Source organism: Flavobacterium sp. P3_A6, from assembly GCF_056403035.1.
The window spans coordinates 357,694-380,178 of record NZ_JBFUGG010000003.1; the positions used below are offsets into that span (position 1 = coordinate 357,694).

The 22,485-nt window shown below is 33.9% G+C and carries 20 protein-coding genes and 1 pseudogene; 16 read left to right on the forward strand and 5 right to left on the reverse strand.

From position 1 onward, the window contains the following. Window positions 1–11 precede the first annotated feature (11 nt). From AC1DVP_RS05115 to dnaG, 3 genes are all read left to right on the forward strand, one after another. Window positions 12–710 carry a hypothetical protein gene (locus tag AC1DVP_RS05115; RefSeq protein WP_477182458.1) on the forward strand — a complete coding sequence of 233 codons (699 nt, stop codon included), beginning with the start codon at window positions 12–14 and terminating at the stop codon, window positions 708–710. 30 nt (window positions 711–740) lie between these two features. Next, entirely contained in the window at window positions 741–1,778 is a 1,038-nt protein-coding gene (locus AC1DVP_RS05120) for a hypothetical protein (protein WP_477182459.1), read from the forward strand. A gap of 140 nt (window positions 1,779–1,918) precedes the next feature. Next, window positions 1,919–3,895, forward strand: a complete 1,977-nt coding sequence (dnaG, locus tag AC1DVP_RS05125) for a DNA primase (RefSeq protein ID WP_477182460.1) — start codon at window positions 1,919–1,921, stop codon at window positions 3,893–3,895. Here dnaG and AC1DVP_RS05130 read toward each other — a convergent pair. Both AC1DVP_RS05130 and nadE read right to left on the reverse strand, forming a co-directional pair. Continuing rightward, a complete protein-coding gene (locus tag AC1DVP_RS05130) occupies window positions 3,892–4,521 on the reverse strand; it encodes a response regulator transcription factor (protein WP_100432021.1) in 630 nt (209 codons plus the stop codon). The genes dnaG and AC1DVP_RS05130 overlap by 4 nt on opposite strands. A gap of 88 nt (window positions 4,522–4,609) precedes the next feature. After that, window positions 4,610–5,407 (reverse strand): NAD(+) synthase, encoded by a 798-nt coding sequence (gene nadE / locus AC1DVP_RS05135; RefSeq protein ID WP_477182461.1) that lies wholly within the window; start codon window positions 5,405–5,407, stop codon window positions 4,610–4,612. 198 nt (window positions 5,408–5,605) lie between these two features. Here nadE and gldB point away from each other — a divergent pair, with 198 nt between their 5' ends. After that, complete coding sequence (gene gldB / locus AC1DVP_RS05140; protein WP_477182462.1) at window positions 5,606–6,565, forward strand: gliding motility lipoprotein GldB; 960 nt, start codon at window positions 5,606–5,608, stop codon at window positions 6,563–6,565. After that, window positions 6,565–6,900, forward strand: coding sequence for a gliding motility protein GldC (gldC, locus tag AC1DVP_RS05145; protein ID WP_100432018.1), 336 nt, complete (start codon window positions 6,565–6,567; stop codon window positions 6,898–6,900). The genes gldB and gldC overlap by 1 nt, the downstream gene beginning before the upstream one ends. Window positions 6,901–7,240: 340 nt before the next feature. On the opposite strand, the pseudogene AC1DVP_RS05150 reads toward gldC, so the two are convergent. The 3 genes and pseudogenes from AC1DVP_RS05150 to AC1DVP_RS05160 all read right to left on the reverse strand — a co-directional run. Continuing rightward, window positions 7,241–7,497 (reverse strand): annotated as a pseudogene (locus AC1DVP_RS05150) (transposase); the annotation flags it as partial. A gap of 761 nt (window positions 7,498–8,258) precedes the next feature. Further along, the gene (gene yihA / locus AC1DVP_RS05155; protein WP_477182463.1) at window positions 8,259–8,879 is read right to left on the reverse strand and encodes a ribosome biogenesis GTP-binding protein YihA/YsxC; all 621 of its coding nucleotides are present in this window, start codon (window positions 8,877–8,879) and stop codon (window positions 8,259–8,261) included. Between the two features lie 28 nt (window positions 8,880–8,907). Then, window positions 8,908–9,681 carry an alpha/beta fold hydrolase gene (locus AC1DVP_RS05160; RefSeq protein WP_477182464.1) on the reverse strand — a complete coding sequence of 258 codons (774 nt, stop codon included), beginning with the start codon at window positions 9,679–9,681 and terminating at the stop codon, window positions 8,908–8,910. Window positions 9,682–10,056: 375 nt separating this feature from the next. On the opposite strand from AC1DVP_RS05160, the gene AC1DVP_RS05165 reads away from it, so the two are divergent. The 11 genes from AC1DVP_RS05165 (at window position 10,057) to AC1DVP_RS05215 (ending at window position 22,481) form a co-directional block, all read left to right on the forward strand. Further along, on the forward strand, window positions 10,057–10,530 hold the full coding sequence (locus tag AC1DVP_RS05165) for a division/cell wall cluster transcriptional repressor MraZ (RefSeq protein WP_477182465.1): 474 nt from the start codon (window positions 10,057–10,059) through the stop codon (window positions 10,528–10,530). After that, window positions 10,505–11,413, forward strand: coding sequence for a 16S rRNA (cytosine(1402)-N(4))-methyltransferase RsmH (rsmH, locus tag AC1DVP_RS05170; protein ID WP_477182466.1), 909 nt, complete (start codon window positions 10,505–10,507; stop codon window positions 11,411–11,413). The genes AC1DVP_RS05165 and rsmH overlap by 26 nt, the downstream gene beginning before the upstream one ends. 3 nt (window positions 11,414–11,416) lie before the next feature. Next, window positions 11,417–11,764 carry an FtsL-like putative cell division protein gene (locus AC1DVP_RS05175; RefSeq protein WP_477182467.1) on the forward strand — a complete coding sequence of 116 codons (348 nt, stop codon included), beginning with the start codon at window positions 11,417–11,419 and terminating at the stop codon, window positions 11,762–11,764. Next, window positions 11,755–13,755 (forward strand): peptidoglycan D,D-transpeptidase FtsI family protein, encoded by a 2,001-nt coding sequence (locus AC1DVP_RS05180; RefSeq protein WP_477182468.1) that lies wholly within the window; start codon window positions 11,755–11,757, stop codon window positions 13,753–13,755. The genes AC1DVP_RS05175 and AC1DVP_RS05180 overlap by 10 nt, the downstream gene beginning before the upstream one ends. After that, entirely contained in the window at window positions 13,752–15,215 is a 1,464-nt protein-coding gene (locus AC1DVP_RS05185; RefSeq protein ID WP_477182469.1) for a UDP-N-acetylmuramoyl-L-alanyl-D-glutamate--2,6-diaminopimelate ligase, read from the forward strand. The genes AC1DVP_RS05180 and AC1DVP_RS05185 overlap by 4 nt, the downstream gene beginning before the upstream one ends. Before the next feature lie 7 nt (window positions 15,216–15,222). Further along, window positions 15,223–16,452 carry a phospho-N-acetylmuramoyl-pentapeptide-transferase gene (gene mraY / locus AC1DVP_RS05190; RefSeq protein ID WP_477182470.1) on the forward strand — a complete coding sequence of 410 codons (1,230 nt, stop codon included), beginning with the start codon at window positions 15,223–15,225 and terminating at the stop codon, window positions 16,450–16,452. A gap of 3 nt (window positions 16,453–16,455) precedes the next feature. After that, window positions 16,456–17,787, forward strand: coding sequence for a UDP-N-acetylmuramoyl-L-alanine--D-glutamate ligase (gene murD, locus AC1DVP_RS05195; RefSeq protein ID WP_477182471.1), 1,332 nt, complete (start codon window positions 16,456–16,458; stop codon window positions 17,785–17,787). A gap of 86 nt (window positions 17,788–17,873) precedes the next feature. Then, window positions 17,874–19,193 (forward strand): FtsW/RodA/SpoVE family cell cycle protein, encoded by a 1,320-nt coding sequence (locus tag AC1DVP_RS05200; RefSeq protein ID WP_477182472.1) that lies wholly within the window; start codon window positions 17,874–17,876, stop codon window positions 19,191–19,193. Between the two features lie 79 nt (window positions 19,194–19,272). After that, the gene (gene murG / locus AC1DVP_RS05205; protein ID WP_477182473.1) at window positions 19,273–20,361 is read left to right on the forward strand and encodes an undecaprenyldiphospho-muramoylpentapeptide beta-N-acetylglucosaminyltransferase; all 1,089 of its coding nucleotides are present in this window, start codon (window positions 19,273–19,275) and stop codon (window positions 20,359–20,361) included. Window positions 20,362–20,422: 61 nt separating this feature from the next. Beyond that, window positions 20,423–21,772 carry a UDP-N-acetylmuramate--L-alanine ligase gene (murC, locus tag AC1DVP_RS05210; protein WP_477182474.1) on the forward strand — a complete coding sequence of 450 codons (1,350 nt, stop codon included), beginning with the start codon at window positions 20,423–20,425 and terminating at the stop codon, window positions 21,770–21,772. Next, window positions 21,759–22,481: a cell division protein FtsQ/DivIB gene (locus AC1DVP_RS05215; RefSeq protein ID WP_477182475.1), complete on the forward strand. Its 723-nt coding sequence runs from the start codon at window positions 21,759–21,761 to the stop codon at window positions 22,479–22,481. Before murC ends, AC1DVP_RS05215 begins: the two co-directional genes overlap by 14 nt. Window positions 22,482–22,485 lie beyond the last annotated feature (4 nt).

Consider the following 22,485-nt stretch of genomic DNA (forward strand, 5'->3'; position numbering starts at 1 on the left):
AATATAATGCCATGAAAAAAAGTGCCATAGAAAATCAATTTAAAGAAAAGATTAATGCAAGGGAAATTAATCCTTCAAAAGCTTCTTGGGACAGATTGGACGCTATGCTCACTGTTTCGGAAAAACCAAAACGCAATTTTAAATGGATGTATTTTGCAGCAAGTCTTTTTGGTTTTTTGCTAATAGGAAATTTGTATTTTAATCAAAAAAATAAAAATATATTTATTGATAATGATACGATTGCAGTTAATGAGCCCAAAGTTATTCCTGAAATAAAAGCTGCGCCTGCAAAAAATAATTTATCAAAAAGTGTTGAAGTGACAAAAAGAATTGAAAAGCAATTAGCATCAGCAGAAACAAAATCGGAGGTTGATTCCGATAGCGTTTTATCCAATGCAGCAATTCAAGTTGCAGAGAAAGAAATTATTCAGGAACCAATAATACCAATCATCAATCAAAAAGCGGAACAGAAAACAGTTCTGCACAAATCTAGCTATGTTAATGTTGACGAACTATTAGCATCGGTAGATAATACCTCTCCAAAAAAGAGTTCTATGGCCGCCAAATCTAATGTCAAAGTAAATTCGAATGAATTGCTTACTCAAGTTGATGGCGAATTAGATCTTACTTTTAGAGAGAAAGCAATTAAAACTGTAAATCAGAATTTTAAAGCAGTTAAATTAGCTTTGAGCAATCGAAATTCAGAATAAATCATCAATCACATTTAAAAACAAACAAACATGAGAAATTTTAAAATTTACTTAGCAATATTCGTGTGTCTTTTCGTGAAGCAAATGCAGGCTCAGGAATCATTTGAAAGCAAGGCCAAAGACATAGCCTCAAAGATAGAAACCATTGTAAAAGAAGAAAAAAAAGAATTGAAAGCTGAAGTTGAAGCTGTAAATGAGCAGTTAGTCCAAGGGAAGCTTACAAATGAAGAAGCTGATGAAAAGAAGAAAGTTTTGGCAGAAGCCCGTGCAAAACTGATAGAGGAGAAAGTAGCTAAGCTGGAAGAGGAACTGCATGTGTTGGTTCAGGATAAAGTGGACGGAAAAATTAAAAACATAGACAGTTCTAAAACCATTACTGTTCATATCGATAAAGATTTTTTTTCTCATAAGAAGTGTTCTAATGGCGAAAAAAGGACTACTTCCCAGTTTGTATTTGCATTTGGTGCAAATAATTTGGTAACCGACCAACAAGTGGCTCACTCGGATTTCAAATATTGGAAATCGCACTTTTACGAATGGGGGCTTACATACAACACAAGAATTTTGAAAGAAGACAATCTGCTGCATTTTAAATACGGAATGTCCTTGATGTATAATAATCTGCGCCCAACGGGTGACCGTTACTTTGTTAAAAATGGCGCACAAACTGATTTAGTAACAAGTACTGTACATTTAGAAGAGTCCAGGTTTAGAAATGTGTATGTCATGGTGCCTCTGCATTTAGAGTTTGATTTTACAAAGAAAGAAATACGTGATGATGCTAATTATTTTAGAACTCACAAAAGTGTGCGAGTTGGCTTGGGTGGGTATGCCGGGTTTAGAGTGAAATCAAAACAAATACTTTACTTTGACGATGCCAGCGGAAATGATGTGGAGCAAAAAACCAAAGGAAATTATAATGTAAATGATTTTAATTATGGATTGAGTACGTATGTTGGCTACAAGGAGACGAGTATATATTTAAAATACGATTTACAGCCTTTATTTGAAAATAATACCGTTGATCAAAATAATATTTCGTTAGGACTTCGTTTCGATTTTAATTAGTAATTAGTTAAGTTTTTAGTATAAAAAAGTGTTTCAGAGATGAAGCACTTTTTTTTATTTTTAATTATAAAGTTTGATTTATGTATTTTTGTAACTGTTCGAATTTTCGAAGGAAATAGCATTAAATATTCTCATAAATTTTGATATCACAAGCAACCATAGATACTGTTTTTGAAACCGCTCGAGTAGAGGAGGTTATTGGAGATTTTGTACAGTTAAAAAGAGCAGGAAGTAATTTTAAGGGGCTAAGCCCTTTTTCAGATGAGCGTTCTCCATCTTTTATGGTTTCGCCGGCAAAAGGGATATGGAAAGATTTCAGTTCTGGGAAAGGAGGTAATTCCGTTGCTTTCCTGATGGAACATTCACATTTTACTTATCCGGAAGCCATTCGTTATTTAGGCAAAAAATACAATATTGAGATTGAGGAAACCGAACAGACTGACGAAGAAAAATTAAATACGGATGTTCGTGAAAGTATGTATTTGGTTTCTGAATTTGCAAAAACATATTTTCATACGACACTTTTAAACACTGAAGAAGGCAAAGCTATCGGGCTTTCTTATTTTAAAGAGCGTGGTTTTACTAATGAGACTATCAAGAAATTTGCTTTGGGATATTCCCCGGAAATTTGGGATGCTTTTACAAAAGAAGCATTAGGAAAAGGATATAAAATGGAGTTTCTTGAGAGTACTGGATTGACTATTGCAAGAGAGGACCGTCCTTTTGACCGATTCAAAAGCAGGGTGATGTTTCCTATTCAAAGTATGTCTGGAAGAGTACTTGGTTTTGGTGGCCGAATTTTGACCAATGATAAAAAAGCAGCCAAATATTTGAACTCGCCTGAGAGTGAGATTTACCATAAAAGTAAAGTGCTGTATGGTATTTTTCAAGCGAAACAGTCGATCGCCAAACTGAATAATTGTTTTTTGGTTGAAGGGTATACTGATGTTATTCAATTTAATCAGGCGGGTATTGAGAATGTGGTGGCCTCATCGGGAACTGCTCTTACGCCAGATCAAATTCGATTAATCAATAGGCTGACCAAAAATATTACCGTTCTTTTTGACGGTGATGCGGCAGGACTTCGCGCTTCTATTCGTGGAATTGATTTAATTCTTGAAGAAGGAATGAACGTAAAAGTTTGTGCATTCCCTGATGGAGAAGATCCTGATAGTTTTGCCAAGAAAACGCCTTATGAAGATTTAGTAGCCTATCTGGATAACAATGCAAAGGATTTTATTCAGTTCAAAGCGTCTCTCTTGATGAATGATGCAAAAAATGATCCTGTTAAGAAAGCCGATTTGATTCGGGATATGGTACAGAGTATTTCTAAAATTCCGGATAGAATCCAGAGAGAAATTTATATACAGGAATGTTCCAGAATAATGGATATTTCTGAGCAGGTTTTAACGAGTACTTTGGCGCAGTTAGTTCAAAAAGATGTTGCCGAAGTAGGGAAAAAAGCAAAACAAGAGCAGAAAGCTTTTGAAATTGTAAAAAATGAAAATCCTGTTCAAGCTGCAAAAATTGATGTTTTGTATCGTTTGGAGCGTAAAATAATTGAGATTCTTTTATTGTATGGCAATAAAACCGAGGAGTTTGAAGATGATTACCTTAAAACAAATGAATCCGGTGAAATCGAAACTGTAACCGAAAAGAAAGAATATAAGGTTTACCAAAGGATTTATCTGAGTTTGCAGGAAGATGAAGTGGAATTGGCTAATCCTTTATTCCGTGATATTTTTAATGACTTAATTCAATATTTCCTTCAGAATGAAAATTTAGAATTTGAAAAATATTTAATGCATTTAAATTCTGATTTTGCTCAGGAAGTGACAGATATATTAATGGAAGACGAGCGATTGGTACTGCACAATTGGGAAGGGCAAAATATTGTTCCTAAAACCAAAAACGAAACGATCAGCCAATATGTGTCGGAAACTATTTTGACGATGCGTTGGTATTTGGTTGATAAAATTATAGACGAATTAAAAAACTCTGTATCAAATGAACCAGGTTCAGATAATACAGAGTCAATGTCTTTAGCAATGGATTACTACAAACTAATTAATTCTTTTTCAAAAAAATTAGGAAGAGTAATGTCACGCTATAGTTAAACGATTTCTAAAGTTTTAGCTTTATTTACTAAATCTACCAGATTTGTAACGTTTAATTTGGTCAACAATCGTAGTTTGTAAGTACTGATTGTTTTCTCGTTAAGTGATAAGATTTCAGCGATTTCGTGGTTTTTCTTACCATCGCTTAAATAACGCAGTACTTCAACTTCACGATTGGAAAGTTTTCTGTACAAACGTTCGCTTTTGCTTTGTTTTGCAATCAAAGCAATGTTTTTCATAACAGCTTCATTCATGATGATTTTGCCTTGGTTTACTTTGATGATCGACTGACCCAAAGTTTCCAGCTTTTCAGTTTTGTGAACAAATCCAGAAACTCCTGCTTTGATGGCATTTGGAGCGTAAATCTGTTCTGAGAGTCCGCTGTAAAAAACAATTTTTGTTTTTGGAAAATTTTTCAAAACCGATTTGATTTCGAAAATGCTTGAAAGTCCTTCAAGCTCTAGATCTAATACAAGAACATCTATTTCTTTTGTAAGAAGGATGTCTTTTACCATTGCGAAGTTACCAACATTGGCAACAATAGAAATGTCCGAATGGTCTTTGAAGTACGATTTTATTCCAAAATGTACTACAGGATAGTTATCTGCTAAACAAACTTTAATCATGGTATTTAGTTTTAGGATTGTTTTTGAAGATATAAAATTAAAAAAATATTTTTATATAAGTCTAATTTTTCGGACAAATTATTTTTTTTTAACAATTTATTATGCAAACAGGTATTGGATTCATTTTATGCTGGTTGTTTTTATTGAGTTTTTTGTAAATTTCGTAAACATTTTTTTGACGTTCTGTAAATGTATTTGCGTCAATTTTTGACTCATTTGTATTCATTGCCCATTCTAATTCGTCATAACTTGCGCCCAATTGATCTTCATCTGTTCGGTCGTCACCAAATAATCCATCTGTGGGTGAGGCTGTTAATATAGAATCCGGAATTTTTAAATAGGCTCCTAATTGGTATACTTCAGATTTCATTAAATCGGCTATTGGACTCAAATCAACGCCGCCATCTCCGTATTTTGTATAGAAACCTACTCCAAAATCTTCTACTTTATTTCCTGTTCCAGCCACTAATAAGCCATGGATACCTGCAAAATAGTACAAAGTAGTCATTCGTAAACGGGCACGGGTGTTAGCAAGCGATAAATTTACGGCAGCTTCGTTACTAATTGTAGGAACTTCTTTTTTGAATGTTTCAAAAACAGAAGTTAAATCAGCAACGGCATTGGTTACATTTGGGAATCTGTTTTTTAATTGTTCAATATGTTCTTTGGCTCTTGAAACTTGACTTGGAGCTTGATGGATAGGCATTTCAACGCAAATTACTTTCAAACCTGTTTGGGCACAGAGTGTTGAGGTTACTGCCGAATCTACTCCCCCTGAAATTCCAATTACAAATCCGTTGACTTTTGAATTTTCAGCATAGCTTTTTAGCCATTCGACAATATGAGTGTTTACTTTTTCGATTTGAAGGGTTCTTTTTTTAGTCATAATAGTTTAAGTTTTAAAAAGCAGGAATGTATATTTGCAAAAAAAATGAATGCAAGGTCTTTAGAATTCCATTGGTAACAAATTTAAATAAAATAATATAATCCGATAGAATATGTTTGATATAGGATGAAAATGCCTATGAAGATTTACGAATTTCATTCAAAACCTTTTTAAAAATTGATAAATAAATAATTATATATGAAATTTTTTCTATTGCCTGTTGTTTTTTGTCTGCTGTTTGTGTCTTGTGACCAAAAAAGTAAAGTCGAAAAAGCTATTGAAGAAACACCGGCAGATGATGTTAAGGTCGAGCGTTTTGATAAACAGTTTTTTGAAACATCTCCGAAGGATTTGCAGAAATTAAAAAAACAATATCCTTATTTTTTCCCGCAACAGATTAATGACAGCGTTTGGCTGAACAAAATGCAGGCGCCAATTTGGAGAGAAGTATATACTGAAGTTGAAAAAAAATATCCATCAGCCGAAGGTATTCAAAATGAGGTGGAGAAGCTGGTACAGCACATGAAGTATTATTTTCCAAAGACCAAAACTCCAAAAGTTATTACGCTAATTTCGGATATGGATTATAACAATAAAGCAATTTATGCCGATTCATTAATTATAATTTCGTTAGAATTGTACTTAGGAAAAGATCATAAGTTTTATACTTTTCCAAAATACCTGAAACAAAATTTTGAAGAAAGACAAATGATGCCCGATGTTGTGAAGAGTTTTTCATCAGGAAAAATTGCTCCTCCAATGAATAAGAATTTGTTGTCCCAAATGATTTATTTTGGTAAAGAACTCTACTTAAAAGATATTTTGCTCCCGGATTACAGTGACGCCGAAAAAATGGGCTACACACCGGAGCAAATTGTTTGGTGCCAAGAAAATGAATCTTATATTTGGCGATATTTCATTGAAAGGGAAATGCTTTTTAGTGATGAACAAAAGTTAGCTTCCCGTTTTATTGATCCATCGCCGTTTTCAAAATTTTATCTGGAAATAGACAATGATTCTCCAGGACAAGTCGGTTCTTGGATAGGCTGGCAGATTATTAGATCATTTATGGAAAATAATGATATTAAGCTGGATCAGATGTTAAAAATGGATCCTAAAGAAATTTTCGAAAAATCAAAATACAAACCCAAGAAATAATGTCAGATAAAAATACCTCAGAAATTAAATTTTTAGTCGAATTAGACGAAAACCGTGTACCGGAAAAACTTTTTTGGACTGCACAAGACGGCGGAATAGAACTTTCAGAATCCAAAGCTATTATGCTGAATGTTTGGGACAGCAAAGCCAAAGAAAGTATGCGTATTGACTTGTGGACAAAAGATATGCCTGTTGATGAAATGAAAATTTTCTTCCACCAAACATTAGTATCCATGGCCGAAACTTTTAAAAGAGCGACTAATGATGAAAAAATGTCGGATACAATGTTAGATTTTTGTGATTATTTTGCAGAGAAATTAGAGTTGAAGAAATAGCTTTTTAGTTAAAAGTAAGAAATAAAAAAATCTCAAAACTTAAATTTTTTTTGCTTTGGGATTTTTTTGATATTGTAATTATTGTCTTTTTAAAACTCTGAATTATTTCTAAAAACCTCTTGGTTTACCTCGTCTATATAATTTAATAATTCTTCTTTGCCTGTTGATTCGGTTGCAGAAGTGACAAAGTATTGTGACATTTCGGACGAGTGTTGGTAAACATTTATTTTTTGTAAATAGGGCAATGTGAGTGTCGATTTTACCTTACTAATTTTGTCTAGTTTGGTAAAAATAATGCAAAAATTGAATTTCACTTTCTTCCATATAGAACATGAATTCAATTGAGTAAGTCTGTATCATTCAATCGTAACTTTCTGAACTTTGTAAGTGAACTCGAATTCGTTACTTTTTCTTTTGAAGACATGTCTAAAAAGCTGTCAAAATGGGAAAGTTCTACTACTTCAAAGATTGGATACAGTATAAATTGTTTTGAGTAATAAATTCTTGAACATTCGAACGGAACCTTTGCGCACGTCCATTAGTATGGCAATATTTGTTTGTCAACTCATCATAAATTAAGGAAAAATCTATCAAATCATACAATAGAACAGTGTGTTCCTTGAATTGATTTTTTTTGTTGGACCAGTATCTTAAAAGTATTCAAAGATTAGTGTAAGATAAAAAAAGGAGTAGGAAAAATGACTTTCTACTCCTTATTTAGTAATGCTTATGTCTTAATGCATTTTTTTAGTAAACTCCAGTTTTGAGACGACTTCTTGAATTTGAAATTACTTCAATTACATTTAACGGCTCCATGACAATTTATTAACTACAACTCTTAACCGTTGTATCAATGCCAGCGCAAAAATTTCGGCAATCACTAGTGCCACAGGACGATACGGTAGTCGAAGAATTGTCACTGCCATTGCAGAGGCAAGTATGTGAACCTGAGCCACTTCCAGCCATAATATTACGCATTTCGTTTCTTGTAAGGTTGCTAATAATATTAGAAAGACTCATTTTTTTAATTTGTTTCATAAAGTTAAAAATTTAAAGTTAAAATATTAATTTTTAAAAATCTTCGCAATCATGCTCATCAATCAACCACTTAGCTGACTTCTTGTGATAAACATAATTTAAGATCTTTTTGTTAAAGATTGTGAGGGAGTAAAAAAAACTTATACAAATATGAGTAAATTTATTTAAAAAAAATATTTTACAGATAAAAACTTATTAAATATAACCCGTTGGGTGTAATTATTTACTGCAAATAATTACACCCAACGGGTTAAACATATATAAGTTATAGACCAAATTTTACTATAGTTTGATTTGTCTCTTTTCGTTTCTTTTCAAGTTTAAAACGGATTATTGTTTTTACAAACTTCTTGATTGACTTCGTCTATATAGCCTAAAAGTTCTTCTTTTCCTGTAGATTCTGTCGATGAAGTGACAAAGTACTGAGGCATTTCGGCCCAGTTATTGGCAAACATTTGTTTTTTGTAAGCCGCAATATGAGAGTCAATTTTTACTTTACTGATTTTATCAGCTTTAGTGAAAATAATACAAAACGGAATTTCGCTTTCGCCCATGTATGACATGAATTCGATGTCGATTGTCTGCGCTTCATGGCGAATGTCAATTAGCACAAAAGCACAAACCAATTGTTCCCTTCTTTCAAAATAATCGGTGATGAATTCCTGAAAAATTGATTTTGTTTTTTTGGAAACTTTGGCATAACCATAACCTGGCAAATCGACCAGAAACCAATTATTATTGATTAAAAAGTGGTTGATAAGCTGTGTTTTTCCTGGTCTTCCGGATGTCTTTGCTAGTTTCTTTTGGTTAGTCAGCATGTTGATTAATGATGACTTCCCAACATTGGAACGGCCAATAAAAGCATATTCGGGCAAAAAATCCTTTGGGCATTTGCTTACATCTGAGTTGCTTATTACGAATTCGGCAGTATTAATTTTCATGTTTTTGAGTGTAAAATTCTCCGATCGATTAATGTTCTGCCAGATGGGTATGAGTTAGCCAGTCTTCAAGATGTGTGTTAAATTCTTCTGGCTGTTCCATCATAGCGGCATGACCGCATTTGTCAATCCAGTATAAAGTTGAATTAGGCAGTAATTTATGAAACTCTTCGGCTACATCTGGTGGTGTAACCTTGTCATCTTTTCCCCAAATAATACAAGTCTGTACATGCATTTTTGGTAAATCTTTGGCCATATTATGACGAATTGCACTTTTGGCAATAGTCAGGGTTTTGATTAATTTTATACGGTCATTTACTGTAGCGTATACTTCGTCGACAAGCTCTGGAGTAGCTATTTTTGGATCATAAAATACATCTTCGGCTTTTTTCTTAATGTATTCGTAGTCACCTCTTTTTGGATAACTGTCTCCCATAGCGCTTTCGTAAAGACCAGAACTTCCTGTGATTACAAGTCCGGATACTTTCTCTGGGAACATTTTAGTATGGTATAATGCAATATGCCCTCCAAGTGAATTTCCTAAAAGAATTACTCTATCTAATTTTTTGAAAGTAATGAAGTTTTTTACATAGACAGCAAAGCTTTTTACGTTTGTTTTGAGTATGTTTTGAGTATAAATAGGTAAATCGGGGATGATGATTCTGTATCCTTTATTCGAAAAATAACTGGCAACAGCATCAAAATTACTAAGTCCTCCCATTAAACCATGTAAGATGACAATCGGAATTCCTTCGCCTGCTTCGTAATATCCGTATTTGCCTTCTTTTTTGTAATATTTTTCCATGTTTTAAGATAACAATTTCAATTTTTTACAAATATAGGGTTTAAAAAATTAAAAAGAATTTTGGCGGCTATTTTTTAACCTTTTATTCTTACATGTGTGTAAGATGCTTTTTGAGCCTCTTTTTGTTGCTTTTTTAACGATTAAGAAATATTTTTTTCAAGTTTTTATGAATATGTTTTATTAATCAAAAAATGAAGTTTTTTGTCAAATCATAAGCTTTCTTACAAATTATTGATTCTATAGCTAATGTCTTGATAGTGTATAAACTAAGTGTTTTTGGCTAAAAGTGGTTAAACTTATTAACAAAGTGGTATATAGTGGTAAATTGTGGTAAAATTTTATATATTTTTGCTTAATACAATTAATACAATTCACTTGGACACAATTATAGGAACATATGAGTGTAAAGTCGATGCAAAAGGACGGGTATTATTGCCCGCTCCCCTAAAAAAGCAATTGGCTTCCTCGCTTCAAAACGGTTTTGTTTTGAAGCGTTCTGTATTTCAGCCCTGTTTGGAATTGTATCCTATGGAAGAGTGGGATTTGATGATGAAAAAAATCAACAAACTTAATCGATTCGTAAAAAAAAACAATGATTTTATCCGTCGTTTTACCGCTGGAGTAAAAGTGGTTGAAATAGATGCATTAGGCAGATTATTGGTTCCTAAAGATTTAGTGGTTTTTGCCAGTATTTATAAAGATGTGGTTTTTTCTTCTGCAGTTAATATTGTAGAGATTTGGGATAAGGATTTGTACGAAAAATCAATAGATGGTGCAGATGTTGATTTTGCAGATTTAGCCGAAGAAGTAATGGGTAATTTAAATGACGACGACAATGGAATATCATAATCCAGTATTGCTTCACCCTACTGTAGATGGTTTGAATATAAATCCAGACGGAATTTATGTGGATGTTACTTTTGGAGGAGGCGGTCATTCAAAAGAAATTTTGAGAAGGCTGGGGCCAAACGGAAAATTATTTGCTTTTGACCAAGATGAGGATGCTTTGGCAAATGCATTGCCAGACGAAAGATTTACATTAATTAATGAGAATTTTAGATTTATAAAAAGGTTTTTGCGTTTTTATGGCGTAAAGGAAGTGGACGGTATTTTGGGCGATTTGGGTGTTTCTTCCCATCAGTTTGATGTAGCCGAAAGAGGTTTTTCGACCCGTTTTGATGCCGGACTGGACATGAGAATGAGTCAGAAAAATGATCTGAATGCCTATCGGGTGGTAAATGAATATGATGATGCCAATTTGAGAAGGGTATTTTTGGATTATGGAGAATTGAAAAACGCACCAGCTTTGGCAAGAACAATTATCGAGGCTAGGGAGCATAGATCAATAAAAACCACTGATGAATTAAAAGAAGTCTTGGCAAAATATTTGCCCGAAAGAGTCCGAAATAAAATATTGGCTCAAATCTATCAGGCGATTCGAATCGAAGTGAATCAAGAGATGGATGTTTTGAAAGAGTTTTTGGAGCAATCCCTTGAGATTTTGAAACCCGGCGGAAGATTAAGCGTGATTTCGTATCATTCACTGGAAGACCGATTAGTGAAAAGATTTATAAAAAATGGAATGTTTGAAGGAGAGCCTGAGCGCGATTTTTATGGTAATTTTTCTGTTCCTTTTAATACAGTAGGAAAATTGATAGTTCCGGATGATGAAGAAATCAAATTGAATAATAGAGCCAGAAGTGCCAAATTGAGAATTGCAGAAAAAAAGTAATAAATGAAAGGCGGAATTTATAACATATTAAAAGCACAGTTCCTAATTGATGATAATGCTGTCAAAAATTGGCGTTTTATCGTTTTTGTGATTTTACTTGCTATAATAATGATCGCCAATACGCAGCGTTACGAGCAAAAAGTGTTTAAGATAGTTGAATTGACAAATAGAGTAAAAGAATTGCGTTCTGAATTTGTAGACAGACGTTCTGAACTGATGAAACTTAAAATGGAATCTACGGTTTCAGCCAAAATGGAAGAAAGACAAATTTTTCCATCAACTGTGCCTCCTGTAAAAATTGAAGTTAAAGAACCTGAAGAGAAAAATTTCTTAGAAAAGTTATGGCAGTAGAAGATAAATATATATCCTATAGAACCTATCTGGTTGCCTTTTTCATCTTTATGATGGCAATAGCTATTGCTGTGAAATTAACTAATATTCAATGGGTTGATGGAGATCATTACAGAGAGTTAGCTAAAGAAAGAACGGTTAGAAATTTTGTTATTCCTGCTAATAAAGGAAACATTTATTCTGCAGATGGAAGTCTTTTGGCTACATCAATTCCTAATTATGTAATTCGTTTCGATGCAGTTGCTCCAAAAGCGGAAGTATTTGAAAAAAATGTAAAATTATTGTCGGATTCATTGGGAATGCTGCTTAAAAAATCCAGCAGTACAATTCAAAACGAATTAAGAAAAGCCAGAGCACATAAAAACAGATATTATTTAATAGCTCAAGGATTGAGTTTTACTCAATATATGAAAATAAAAGGGTTTCCATTATTCAATTTGGGAGCTTACAAGGGGGGCATTATAGTTGAGCAAAAAACGGTTAGAGAATATCCAATTGGGCAGATAGCCAAGCGCAGTATTGGTTATGAAAGAAAATTGACAGGCTACTCAGACGGTAAAGGAATTGAATGGGCATATCGTGAGTTCCTTAACGGGAAAGACGGTAAGATATTAAAGCAAAAAATAGCCAAAGGGCAATGGAAACCCATTCGTGATGTAAACGAAGTAGAGCCTCAAGACGGTTATGATGTAATTTCGACGATAGATGTTTATATACAAGATATAGCACACCATGCTTTGTTAAAACAGCTGGAAGAATATGAGGCAGATCATGGCTGTGTTGTAGTAATGGAAACTAAAACGGGTCAGGTCAAAGCGATTTCAAATTTAGGAAGAGGTAATGACGGTACGTATTATGAGACTACAAATTATGCTTATGCTGAGTCACATGAACCGGGTTCGACTTTTAAATTGGTTGATTTAATTGCAATATTAGAAGATAAAGTAGCCGATACTAGTACTGTTTACGATAGTCATGGAGGTATAATTACCTATTCTGGCCGCAAGGTGAGAGATTCTCATGAAGGAGGTTATGGTAAAATATCATTAGCCCGCGGTTTTGAGCTTTCTTCGAATACAGTAATGGTTCAGGCGGTATATAATAATTATAAAAACAATCCGACAAAATTTGTAAATCACGTTAATTCATTTGGATTAAATAAAAAATTAGGGTTGGCTTTTAGAGGTGAAGGAGTGCCGTTTATACCACAGCCAAGTGATAAAAACTGGTCTAATATTTCACTTCCGTGGATGGCATTTGGATACGGAGTTTCAGTTACGCCATTGCAGACATTGACGTTTTATAATGCGGTTGCAAATAATGGTGTTATGGTAAAACCAATGTTGGTAACAGAAATAAAAGCATGGGACAAAACCATAAAAAAATACAATACTGAAGTGATGAATCCGAAGATTTGTTCTGATGGAACATTAAATAAAGTTAGGGCTGTTCTTGCAAATGTGGTAAAAAAAGGAACTGGGTCTAAATTATATTCAAAGGATTTTTCTATGGCTGGAAAGACAGGTACAGCTCAAATGAATTATGCTCAAAACGGAGGAATGGATAAGCATTATGCTTCTTCATTTGTTGGTTATTTTCCGGCGGATAATCCTAAGTATTCCTGTATTGTTGTAGTACATAAACCTAATACTTCGGGAAATAATTATTACGGAGCCGATGTTGCCGGGCCAGTTTTTAAAAGAATTGCCCAAAAAATATTTACAGATACGCCTTCAACTAATGTGATTAAGAAATTGGATCGTCCGAATCAAAAACAAGACGGTAATTACAATAGCTATTATGCAAAGGCACAAAAAAAACAAAATGTAATTCCAAATGTCAAAGGTATGGCTGGAATGGATGCTGTTGCTTTATTAGGGAATTTGGGTTTAAAAGTTAAAGTCGTCGGAGTGGGGAAAGTTAAAACACAATCTCTTCAAGCTGGACAGAATATTGTAAAAAATTCATCAATTCTATTGGAATTATCATGAGTGTATTAAAAGACATATTATATAAAGTAGCGATAGAATCTGTAACAGGTTCTACCGAAATTGCTATAAACCAGTTACATTTTGATTCGAGAAAAATTGAAGCAAATGATGCTTTTGTAGCGATTCGCGGTACCATTTCAGATGGTCATGATTTTATTGCAAAAGCAATAAGTCTTGGGGCAACAGCAATTATCTGCGATACGCTTCCAGAAAATCTGATAAATGGGGTAACCTATGTTTGCGTAAAAGATACTAATGCAGCCTTGGCTTTTATGGCAGCCAACTTTTATGGTAATCCTTCGCAAAAATTGAAATTAATTGGTATTACGGGAACAAATGGTAAAACCACTATTGCCTCACTGTTGTATCAGCTGTTTAAAAAAGCTGGTTTTAAAGTGGGACTGCTGTCTACTGTAAAAATTCTAGTTGATGATATTGAACACAAAGCTACTCATACAACACCGGATTCTATTACAATTAATTATTTCCTTAATGAAATGATAGAGGCAGGAGTTGAATATTGTTTTATGGAAGTAAGCTCTCATGGCATTCATCAAAAACGTACCGAAGCATTGTATTTCAGAGGCGGAATATTTACAAATTTATCTCATGATCATTTAGATTATCATCCAACGTTTGCAGAATATAGAGATGTTAAGAAGTCTTTCTTTGATCACTTGCCCAATACTGCTTTTGCATTGACGAATAGTGATGACAAAAATGGTCCGGTAATGCTTCAAAACACTTCTGCCCGAAAATTGACATACGCTTTAAAAACGTATGCCGATTATAAAGCACAAATTCTGGAAAATCAGCTGTCTGGTTTGTTGTTGAAAATAAACGGCAATGAAGTTTGGGTGAAATTGATTGGAACTTTTAATGCTTATAATCTTTTGGCAATTTACGGAACCGCAGTCGAGCTAGGTCTAGACAGTTTTGAAGTTCTCCGACTGATGTCGGAATTGGAAAGCGTATCTGGACGATTCCAGTATATTGTTTCCAAAACCAATATAACAGCTATTGTAGATTATGCTCACACACCAGATGCACTCGAAAATGTTTTGAATACGATTAATGACGTGCGGACAAATAATGAACAATTAATTACGGTTGTAGGATGTGGCGGTAATAGAGATACCGCAAAACGCCCAGTTATGGCCAATATCGCGACAGAATTGAGCGATAAAGTAATTCTAACTTCTGATAATCCTAGAAATGAGGATCCAGAAACGATTATTAAAGAAATGGAAAAAGGGGTTCAGGCTCAAAATTTCAAAAAAGTTTTGTCAATTACCGATAGATTTCAAGCAATTAAAACGGCTTGTCAATTGGCACAACCAAACGATATTATATTGATTGCTGGTAAAGGTCATGAAACTTATCAGGAAATCAAAGGAGTACGTCATGATTTTGATGACATGAAAAATGTAAAAGAAATTTTAGATCAACTATTAAAATAAAAACAATATGCTATACTACTTATTTCAATATTTAGACAAAGTAATGGATGTTCCCGGTACAGGGGTTTTTCAATATATCACTTTTAGATCCTCTTTGGCATTATTGTTATCGTTGTTACTGTCTACTATTTATGGAAAACGCATAATTGGTTTTTTAAGCAGACAGCAAGTTGGTGAAACGGTACGTGAACTTGGATTGGCAGGGCAAAATGAAAAAGCGGGTACGCCTACAATGGGAGGTATCATTATCATTTTTGCAACTCTTGTTCCTGTTGTACTTTTTGCAAAACTGCATAACATCTATATTGTTTTATTAATAGTCACCACCTTGTGGATGGGAATTATTGGTTTTATTGATGATTATATTAAAATATTCAAGAAAGACAAACAAGGTCTTAAAGGTATTTTTAAGGTTTTTGGTCAGGTAGGTTTAGGAGTAATTGTTGGTTCTGTACTTTATTTTAGCCCAGCAGTTACTGTTAGAACGGATACGGGAAAGGTTGACGTTTTTAAACAAACCACCGAAACCGTTGTTAAGCCAGTTTCATTGGAGGAAAAATCAACTGCAACTACAATTCCTTTTTTCAAAAATAACGAGTTTGATTATGCCGAAGTATTAGCATGGACAGGTGAAGGTTACGAAAAATGGGCATGGCTAATTTTTATACCAGTTGTGATTTTCATTATTACTGCAGTTTCTAATGGAGCTAATCTAACCGACGGTATTGACGGTTTGGCTGCGGGAACTTCCGCAGTATCCGTTTTTGCCCTCATGATTTTTACGTTTGTGTCAGGTAATATTATTTTCTCCAGTTATTTGAATATAATGTATATCCCCAACTCTGGAGAGATGACCGTATTTATAGCTTCCTTTCTAGGGGCATTAATTGGTTTTCTTTGGTATAACTCCTATCCGGCTTCTGTTTTTATGGGAGATACAGGAAGCTTAACCATTGGAGGGATTATTGCGGTACTGGCTATTGCAGTACGAAAAGAAATGCTTATTCCTTTATTCTGCGGTATCTTTTTGGTCGAAAATTTTTCAGTCGTACTTCAGGTAAGTTATTTTAAATATACTAAAAAGCGTTTTGGAGAAGGACGCAGGATCTTTTTAATGGCACCGCTTCATCATCACTATCAAAAGAAAGGATATCATGAAAGTAAGATAGTCACACGATTTTGGGTAGTTTCAATTATGCTGGCCATCTTATCTGTTGTCACACTGAAATTGAGATAATATATGAGGCTAGTGATATTAGGAGGAGGAGAAAGCGGTGTAGGAACTGCTATCCTTGGAAAGAAACAAGGTTATGATGTTTTTGTTTCCGATTTCGGAAAAATAAAAGACAGTTACAAAGAGGTGTTGATTATTAATGAGATCCCTTGGGAAGAAGAAAAGCATACTGAGGAATTGATACTGAATGCTGATGTTGTGATGAAGAGTCCAGGTATTCCAGATAAATCACCAATCGTAAAGCAATTGAAAGGCAAAGGTGTTTCTGTAATTTCCGAAATTGAATTTGCGGCAGCTTTTACAAATGCAGTCTGCATCGGAATAACTGGGAGTAACGGTAAAACGACCACTACTATGCTAACATATCATGTGCTGAAATCGGCAGGATTAAATGTTGGGCTGGCTGGGAATGTAGGAAAGAGTTTTGCTTGGCAGGTAGCAGATAATAATTATGATTTTTATGTTATAGAGTTAAGCAGTTTTCAGCTGGATGGGATTGTGGAGTTTAAACCGCATATTGCTATAATAACAAATATAAGTCCGGATCATTTGGACCGCTACGATTATAAATATCAAAATTATATCGATTCAAAGTTTAGAATTACAATGAATCAAACGGAAGAGGATTTTCTTATTTATGATGCAAATGATGAAGCCATTTCAGAATGGTTAAAAAATAATACGGTAAAAGCAAAATTAATTCCTTTTTCATTAACAGATGAATGCAGTGAAGGAGCATATATAAAAAACAACACAATGGAAGTTAAGATCAATCAAGAAGAATTCGCAATGGATACAGAGCACATTTCATTAGAAGGAAAACATAATTTGAAAAATGCTATGGCAGCAAGTTCGGTGGCTAATATCCTGAAAATTAGAAAGACTACTATTCGTGAAAGCATGTCAAATTTTCAAGGTGTTGAACATCGTCTGGAAAAAGTTCTTAAAATCCAAAATGTACAGTACATCAATGATTCTAAAGCTACTAATGTGAACTCTGTTTTTTTTGCTTTAGAGAGTATGAACACACCTACTGTTTGGATTGTGGGAGGTGTTGATAAAGGGAATGACTACCATGAATTAATGTCGCTCGTTCGTGAGAAAGTAAAAGCTATTATTTGTTTAGGGATTGATAATAAAAAAATTATTGATGCCTTTGGAAATGTTGTTGATATTATGGTTGAAGTAAACAATATGAGCGAAGCGGTTAAAATGGCGCAGCGTTTGTCTGAAAAAGGGGATACTGTCTTATTGTCGCCTGCATGTGCGAGTTTTGATTTGTTTGAAAGCTATGAAGACAGAGGAAGACAATTTAAACAAGCGGTTAAAAATCTATAAATTGAAGTTTTAGAAAACAGATTTCAATTTCTGAATTGAAGTTAAGTCTAAAATCTAAAATCTAAAATCTAAAATCTAAATTTAAAATGAAAGAACTAATTAACAAGTTAAAAGGAGATAAAGGCATTTGGTCATTCGTGATCTTATTGGCTCTGTTTTCTTTTATGCCTGTTTTTAGTGCCAGCAGTAATTTGGCTTATTTAGGTCATGGTACTGGTAATACTTTGGGCTATTTGGTTAAACACTTAGCTCATATCTGTTTTGGTATATTGATTATTTATTGGGTTCATAATATCCCTTATCATTATTTCAGAGCAATATCCAAAGCGGGATTGCCTATAGTTTGGGTCTTATTAGGGTATACTTTGATTAAGGGTACAGTAATTGCCGGAGCCAATGCGAGCCGATGGATTCAGATTCCTTTTGTCGGATTGTCATTTCAAACATCTACTCTGGCGGCTATTATTTTATTCATCTTTGTGGCCCGTTATTTGTCTAAAACCAGAGAGACTCCAATTACTTTCAAATCTTCGCTTTGGGAACTTTGGACTCCGGTTTTTATAACTTTAATGTTTATTCTGCCAGCCAATTTTTCAACCACGGCTTTGATTTTTGCAATGGTTATAATGCTTGTGTTTATTGGGAGGTATCCATTAAAATATATCTTTTTTATCATTGGTTCTGGTGTTTTGACTTTGATTTTGTTTTTTCTAATGTCAAAAACTTTTCCTGACTCTAAATTTTTCAGCAGGGTTGGGACATGGGAAAGCCGTATTGAAAATTTTACAAGCAATAAAGCCGACGAAGACGATTATCAAATTGAAAAGGCTAAAATCGCTATTGCTTCTGGGCAAATATATGGTTTGGGTCCTGGTAAAAGTGTTCAGAAAAATTTCTTGCCACAATCCTCTTCCGATTTTATTTATGCCATTATTGTTGAAGAATATGGGCTAGTAGGAGGGTTAGGAGTTTTGGTTTTGTATTTGCTTCTATTATTTCGATTTGTTGTCGCTTCCCATAAAGCGAATACCCTTTTTGGAAAATTAGTGGTAATAGGTTTAGGTTTTCCAATGATTTTTCAGGCCATGATTAATATGGCTGTTGCAGTTGAATTATTGCCGGTAACAGGACAAACGCTGCCTTTAATAAGCAGTGGGGGAAGCTCTATTTGGATGACTTGTTTTGGACTCGGAATTATTTTGAGCGTGACTAAAAAAGAAGAAGAAATAGCCCAAGAAAAATTAGAAAAAGAAAAAAGAGAAGAAATTCTTCAAAAGCTTATAGATAGAGAAATGGAAGCAGATCTCGAAGAGGCAGATTTTAAAAATGTAAATGACAATTTTGACACAGGCAATTATTCAATTACGGATAATTCAAATAACCCAATGAAAGCGGTGTTAAAATAATTGGGTTTATTAGAGTATAATATAATAATGCAGTTCGTTACAGTTTAGTATTAAAAGAAGCAACTTAGAAATTTTCACAATGACAAAGCATAAATTTATCTTAAGCGGAGGTGGTACCGGAGGTCATATTTACCCAGCCATTGCAATAGCAAATGAATTGAAATCCCGTTTTCCGGATGCCGATATTTTGTTTGTCGGAGCCAAAGACAAAATGGAGATGCAAAAAGTGCCTCAAGCAGGTTATGAAATTAAAGGGCTTTGGATAGCCGGTCTGCAGAGAAAATTGACGGTTCAAAACGCAATGTTTCCTTTTAAGCTTATTGATAGTTTATGGAAATCAAGAAAAATCATTAAACAATTCAAGCCTGATGTAGTTATAGGAACTGGAGGTTTTGCCAGTGGTCCATTGCTGAAAATGGCTAATAGCATGAATATTCCAACAGTTATTCAGGAACAAAATTCATATCCCGGGATTACTAATAAATTATTGAGCAGTAAAGCAAATAGCATTTGTGTTGCATACGATCATTTAGAAAGATTTTTTCCTCAAGACAAAATTACGGTTACTGGGAATCCGGTTCGTCAGGATTTATTAGATATTCAGTCTAAAAGAGAAGAAGCTTTAACGTATTTTAAATTAGATAAAAATAAAAAGACGTTATTGGTTTTGGGTGGCAGTCTTGGAGCCAGAAGGATTAATCAGTTAATCGAAAAGGAACTGGATAAATTACTTTCATTAAATGTTCAGGTTATCTGGCAATGCGGGAAATTTTATTTTGATGATTATAAAAAATACAATAAATATAATGTTCAGGTAATGGCTTTTATAGAAAGAATGGATTTGGTTTATGCTGCCGCAGATATTGTGATTTCCCGAGCTGGCGCATCATCGGTTTCGGAGCTGAGCATAGTGGGAAAACCAGTGATTTTTATTCCGTCTCCTAATGTTGCCGAAGATCATCAGACTAAAAATGCTCAGGCAATAGTGGATAAAAAAGGAGCAATTTTACTCAAAGAATCGCAGTTGGAGGAAGACTTCGGTTTGGTTTTTGAATCTCTGATAAAAGATCAGGGAAAGCAGGAACAATTAAGTCAATATATTAAGCTATTGGCTAAGCCCAATGCAACAGCTCAAATCGTTGACGAAATTGTCAAGCTGGTTAAATAAAGAAATCAGTCATTTGACAAAATCTGTTGAATGTAAGAGAGATAATAAAAAATAAAACAAAATGAATTTAAATCAAATACATAACGTCTATTTCATAGGGATCGGAGGAATCGGGATGAGTGCTTTGGCCCGTTATTTTAAAGCCATTGGGAAGCAGGTTTCAGGTTATGATAAAACACCTTCCATCCTTACGAGCGAGTTAATTGAAAGTGGTATTGATATTCATTTTGAAGATGATATCAGTCAGATTCCAAGTAATTATTACGCTGAAAATACATTAGTTATTATAACGCCAGCTGTGCCGTTTACGCATTCAGAATGGAATTATTTCTTGGAACGCGGGTATGAATTAAAAAAGAGAGCCGAAGTTTTGGGGATTATTACCAAGGACACTTTTTGTTTTGCTGTAGCCGGAACACATGGAAAAACAACTACTTCTAGTATTTTGGGTCACATTTTATATGAAAGCGGCGCCGATGTTACGGCTTTTATAGGAGGAATAGTTGAGAATTATGATTCTAATTTAATAGGAAACGGTAAAACAGTTACGGTTGTTGAAGCTGATGAATTTGACCGTTCGTTCTTGCATTTGCACCCAAATATTGCATGTGTTACTTCAATGGATGCCGATCATTTGGATATTTATGGCACAAGTGATGCTATTGAAGCGTCGTTTATAGAATTTGCAAATAAAGTAGAGGATAAAAATAATCTTTTTATAACAAATGAATTGCCTATTGAAGGTGTTGTTTGTGCGGTAAATGAAGAGTCAGTTTTTCAAGCATTCAATGTAAGGATAGAAAACAGCAGTTATGTTTTTGATGTAAAAACCCCAACTGGGCTTATTAAGGATTTACGTTTTGGATTGCCAGGCAAACATAATCTGATGAATGCTTTAATGGCATTGGCAATGGCAGTAACATACGGTACGCCTATTGATAGTATTGCCAAGGCTTTAGATTCGTTCAAAGGAATAAGAAGACGTTTTTCGTATCAGATTAAAGAAGAAAATTTAGTATATATAGATGATTATGCACATCATCCTACCGAAATAAATGCTGTTCATCAGGCAGTTAGGGAATTGTACCCAGGCAAAAAAGTATTAGCTGTTTTTCAGCCGCATTTATTTAGCAGAACAAGAGATTTTGCAGATAATTTTGCTAAAAGCTTATCGGCTTTTGATGAAATTTTTCTGATGGAAATTTATCCGGCGCGCGAATTGCCAATGGAAGGAATTACTTCACAATGGCTTATGGATAAAATTACAAATGAGCATAAAAAAATTGTGAGTAAAGAAGATTTAATTTCTGAAATTGTAGCTAGCGAGGCCACTGTAATTGTAACGATTGGAGCGGGTGATTTAGGTGAAATGGTTCCTTCAATTAAAAAAGCGTTATATGAAAGTCTTTAATTGGAATAATGTAAGATTATTGCTAATGTTTTGTTTGGTAGTTTTTCTTTTTTCGTTTACGTCCAAAAGAAATTCTAAGAGAAAATTGACTAAAGCAGAAGTTGTTTTTGTAGGCGATAACTCTCTTTTTTTAAAAAGCGAAACGGTTAATAAATTGTTGATAGAAAATAATTCGAATGCTAAAAGCATAAGAAAAGATAGGCTAGATTTGAATAAACTGGAGCAAGTATTAAATGCTCAAGAAATGATCGAGAACGCAGATGTTTATGTAAGTATCGATGGTGTTCTAAAAGCAGTTGTAAAACAAAAGACGCCTATTGCAAGAGTCTTTAATGATGAGGGTTCCTTCTATATTGACAGTGAGGGTAATACCATGCCCTTATCAGCGAATTTTACAGCTCGGGTTCCACTTGTTTCTGGGGAGATAAACAAGAAAAATAACAAAGATTTATTTAAATTATTTAAGATAATTTATGATGATGCGTTTTTGAGAAAAAACATCATTGGCATACAGATTATGCCTAATGGTAGCTTATTAATGCTCAATAGAAATTATAATTATCAAATTGATTTTGGAAGTTTGATAAATGTAGAACGTAAATTTCAAAACTATAAAGCTTTTTTTCAAAAAGTAAGTTTGGACAGTTCTTTGTATAAATATAAAAAAATAGATCTCAGATTTACGGAACAAGTAGTTTGCACAAAATAATAGA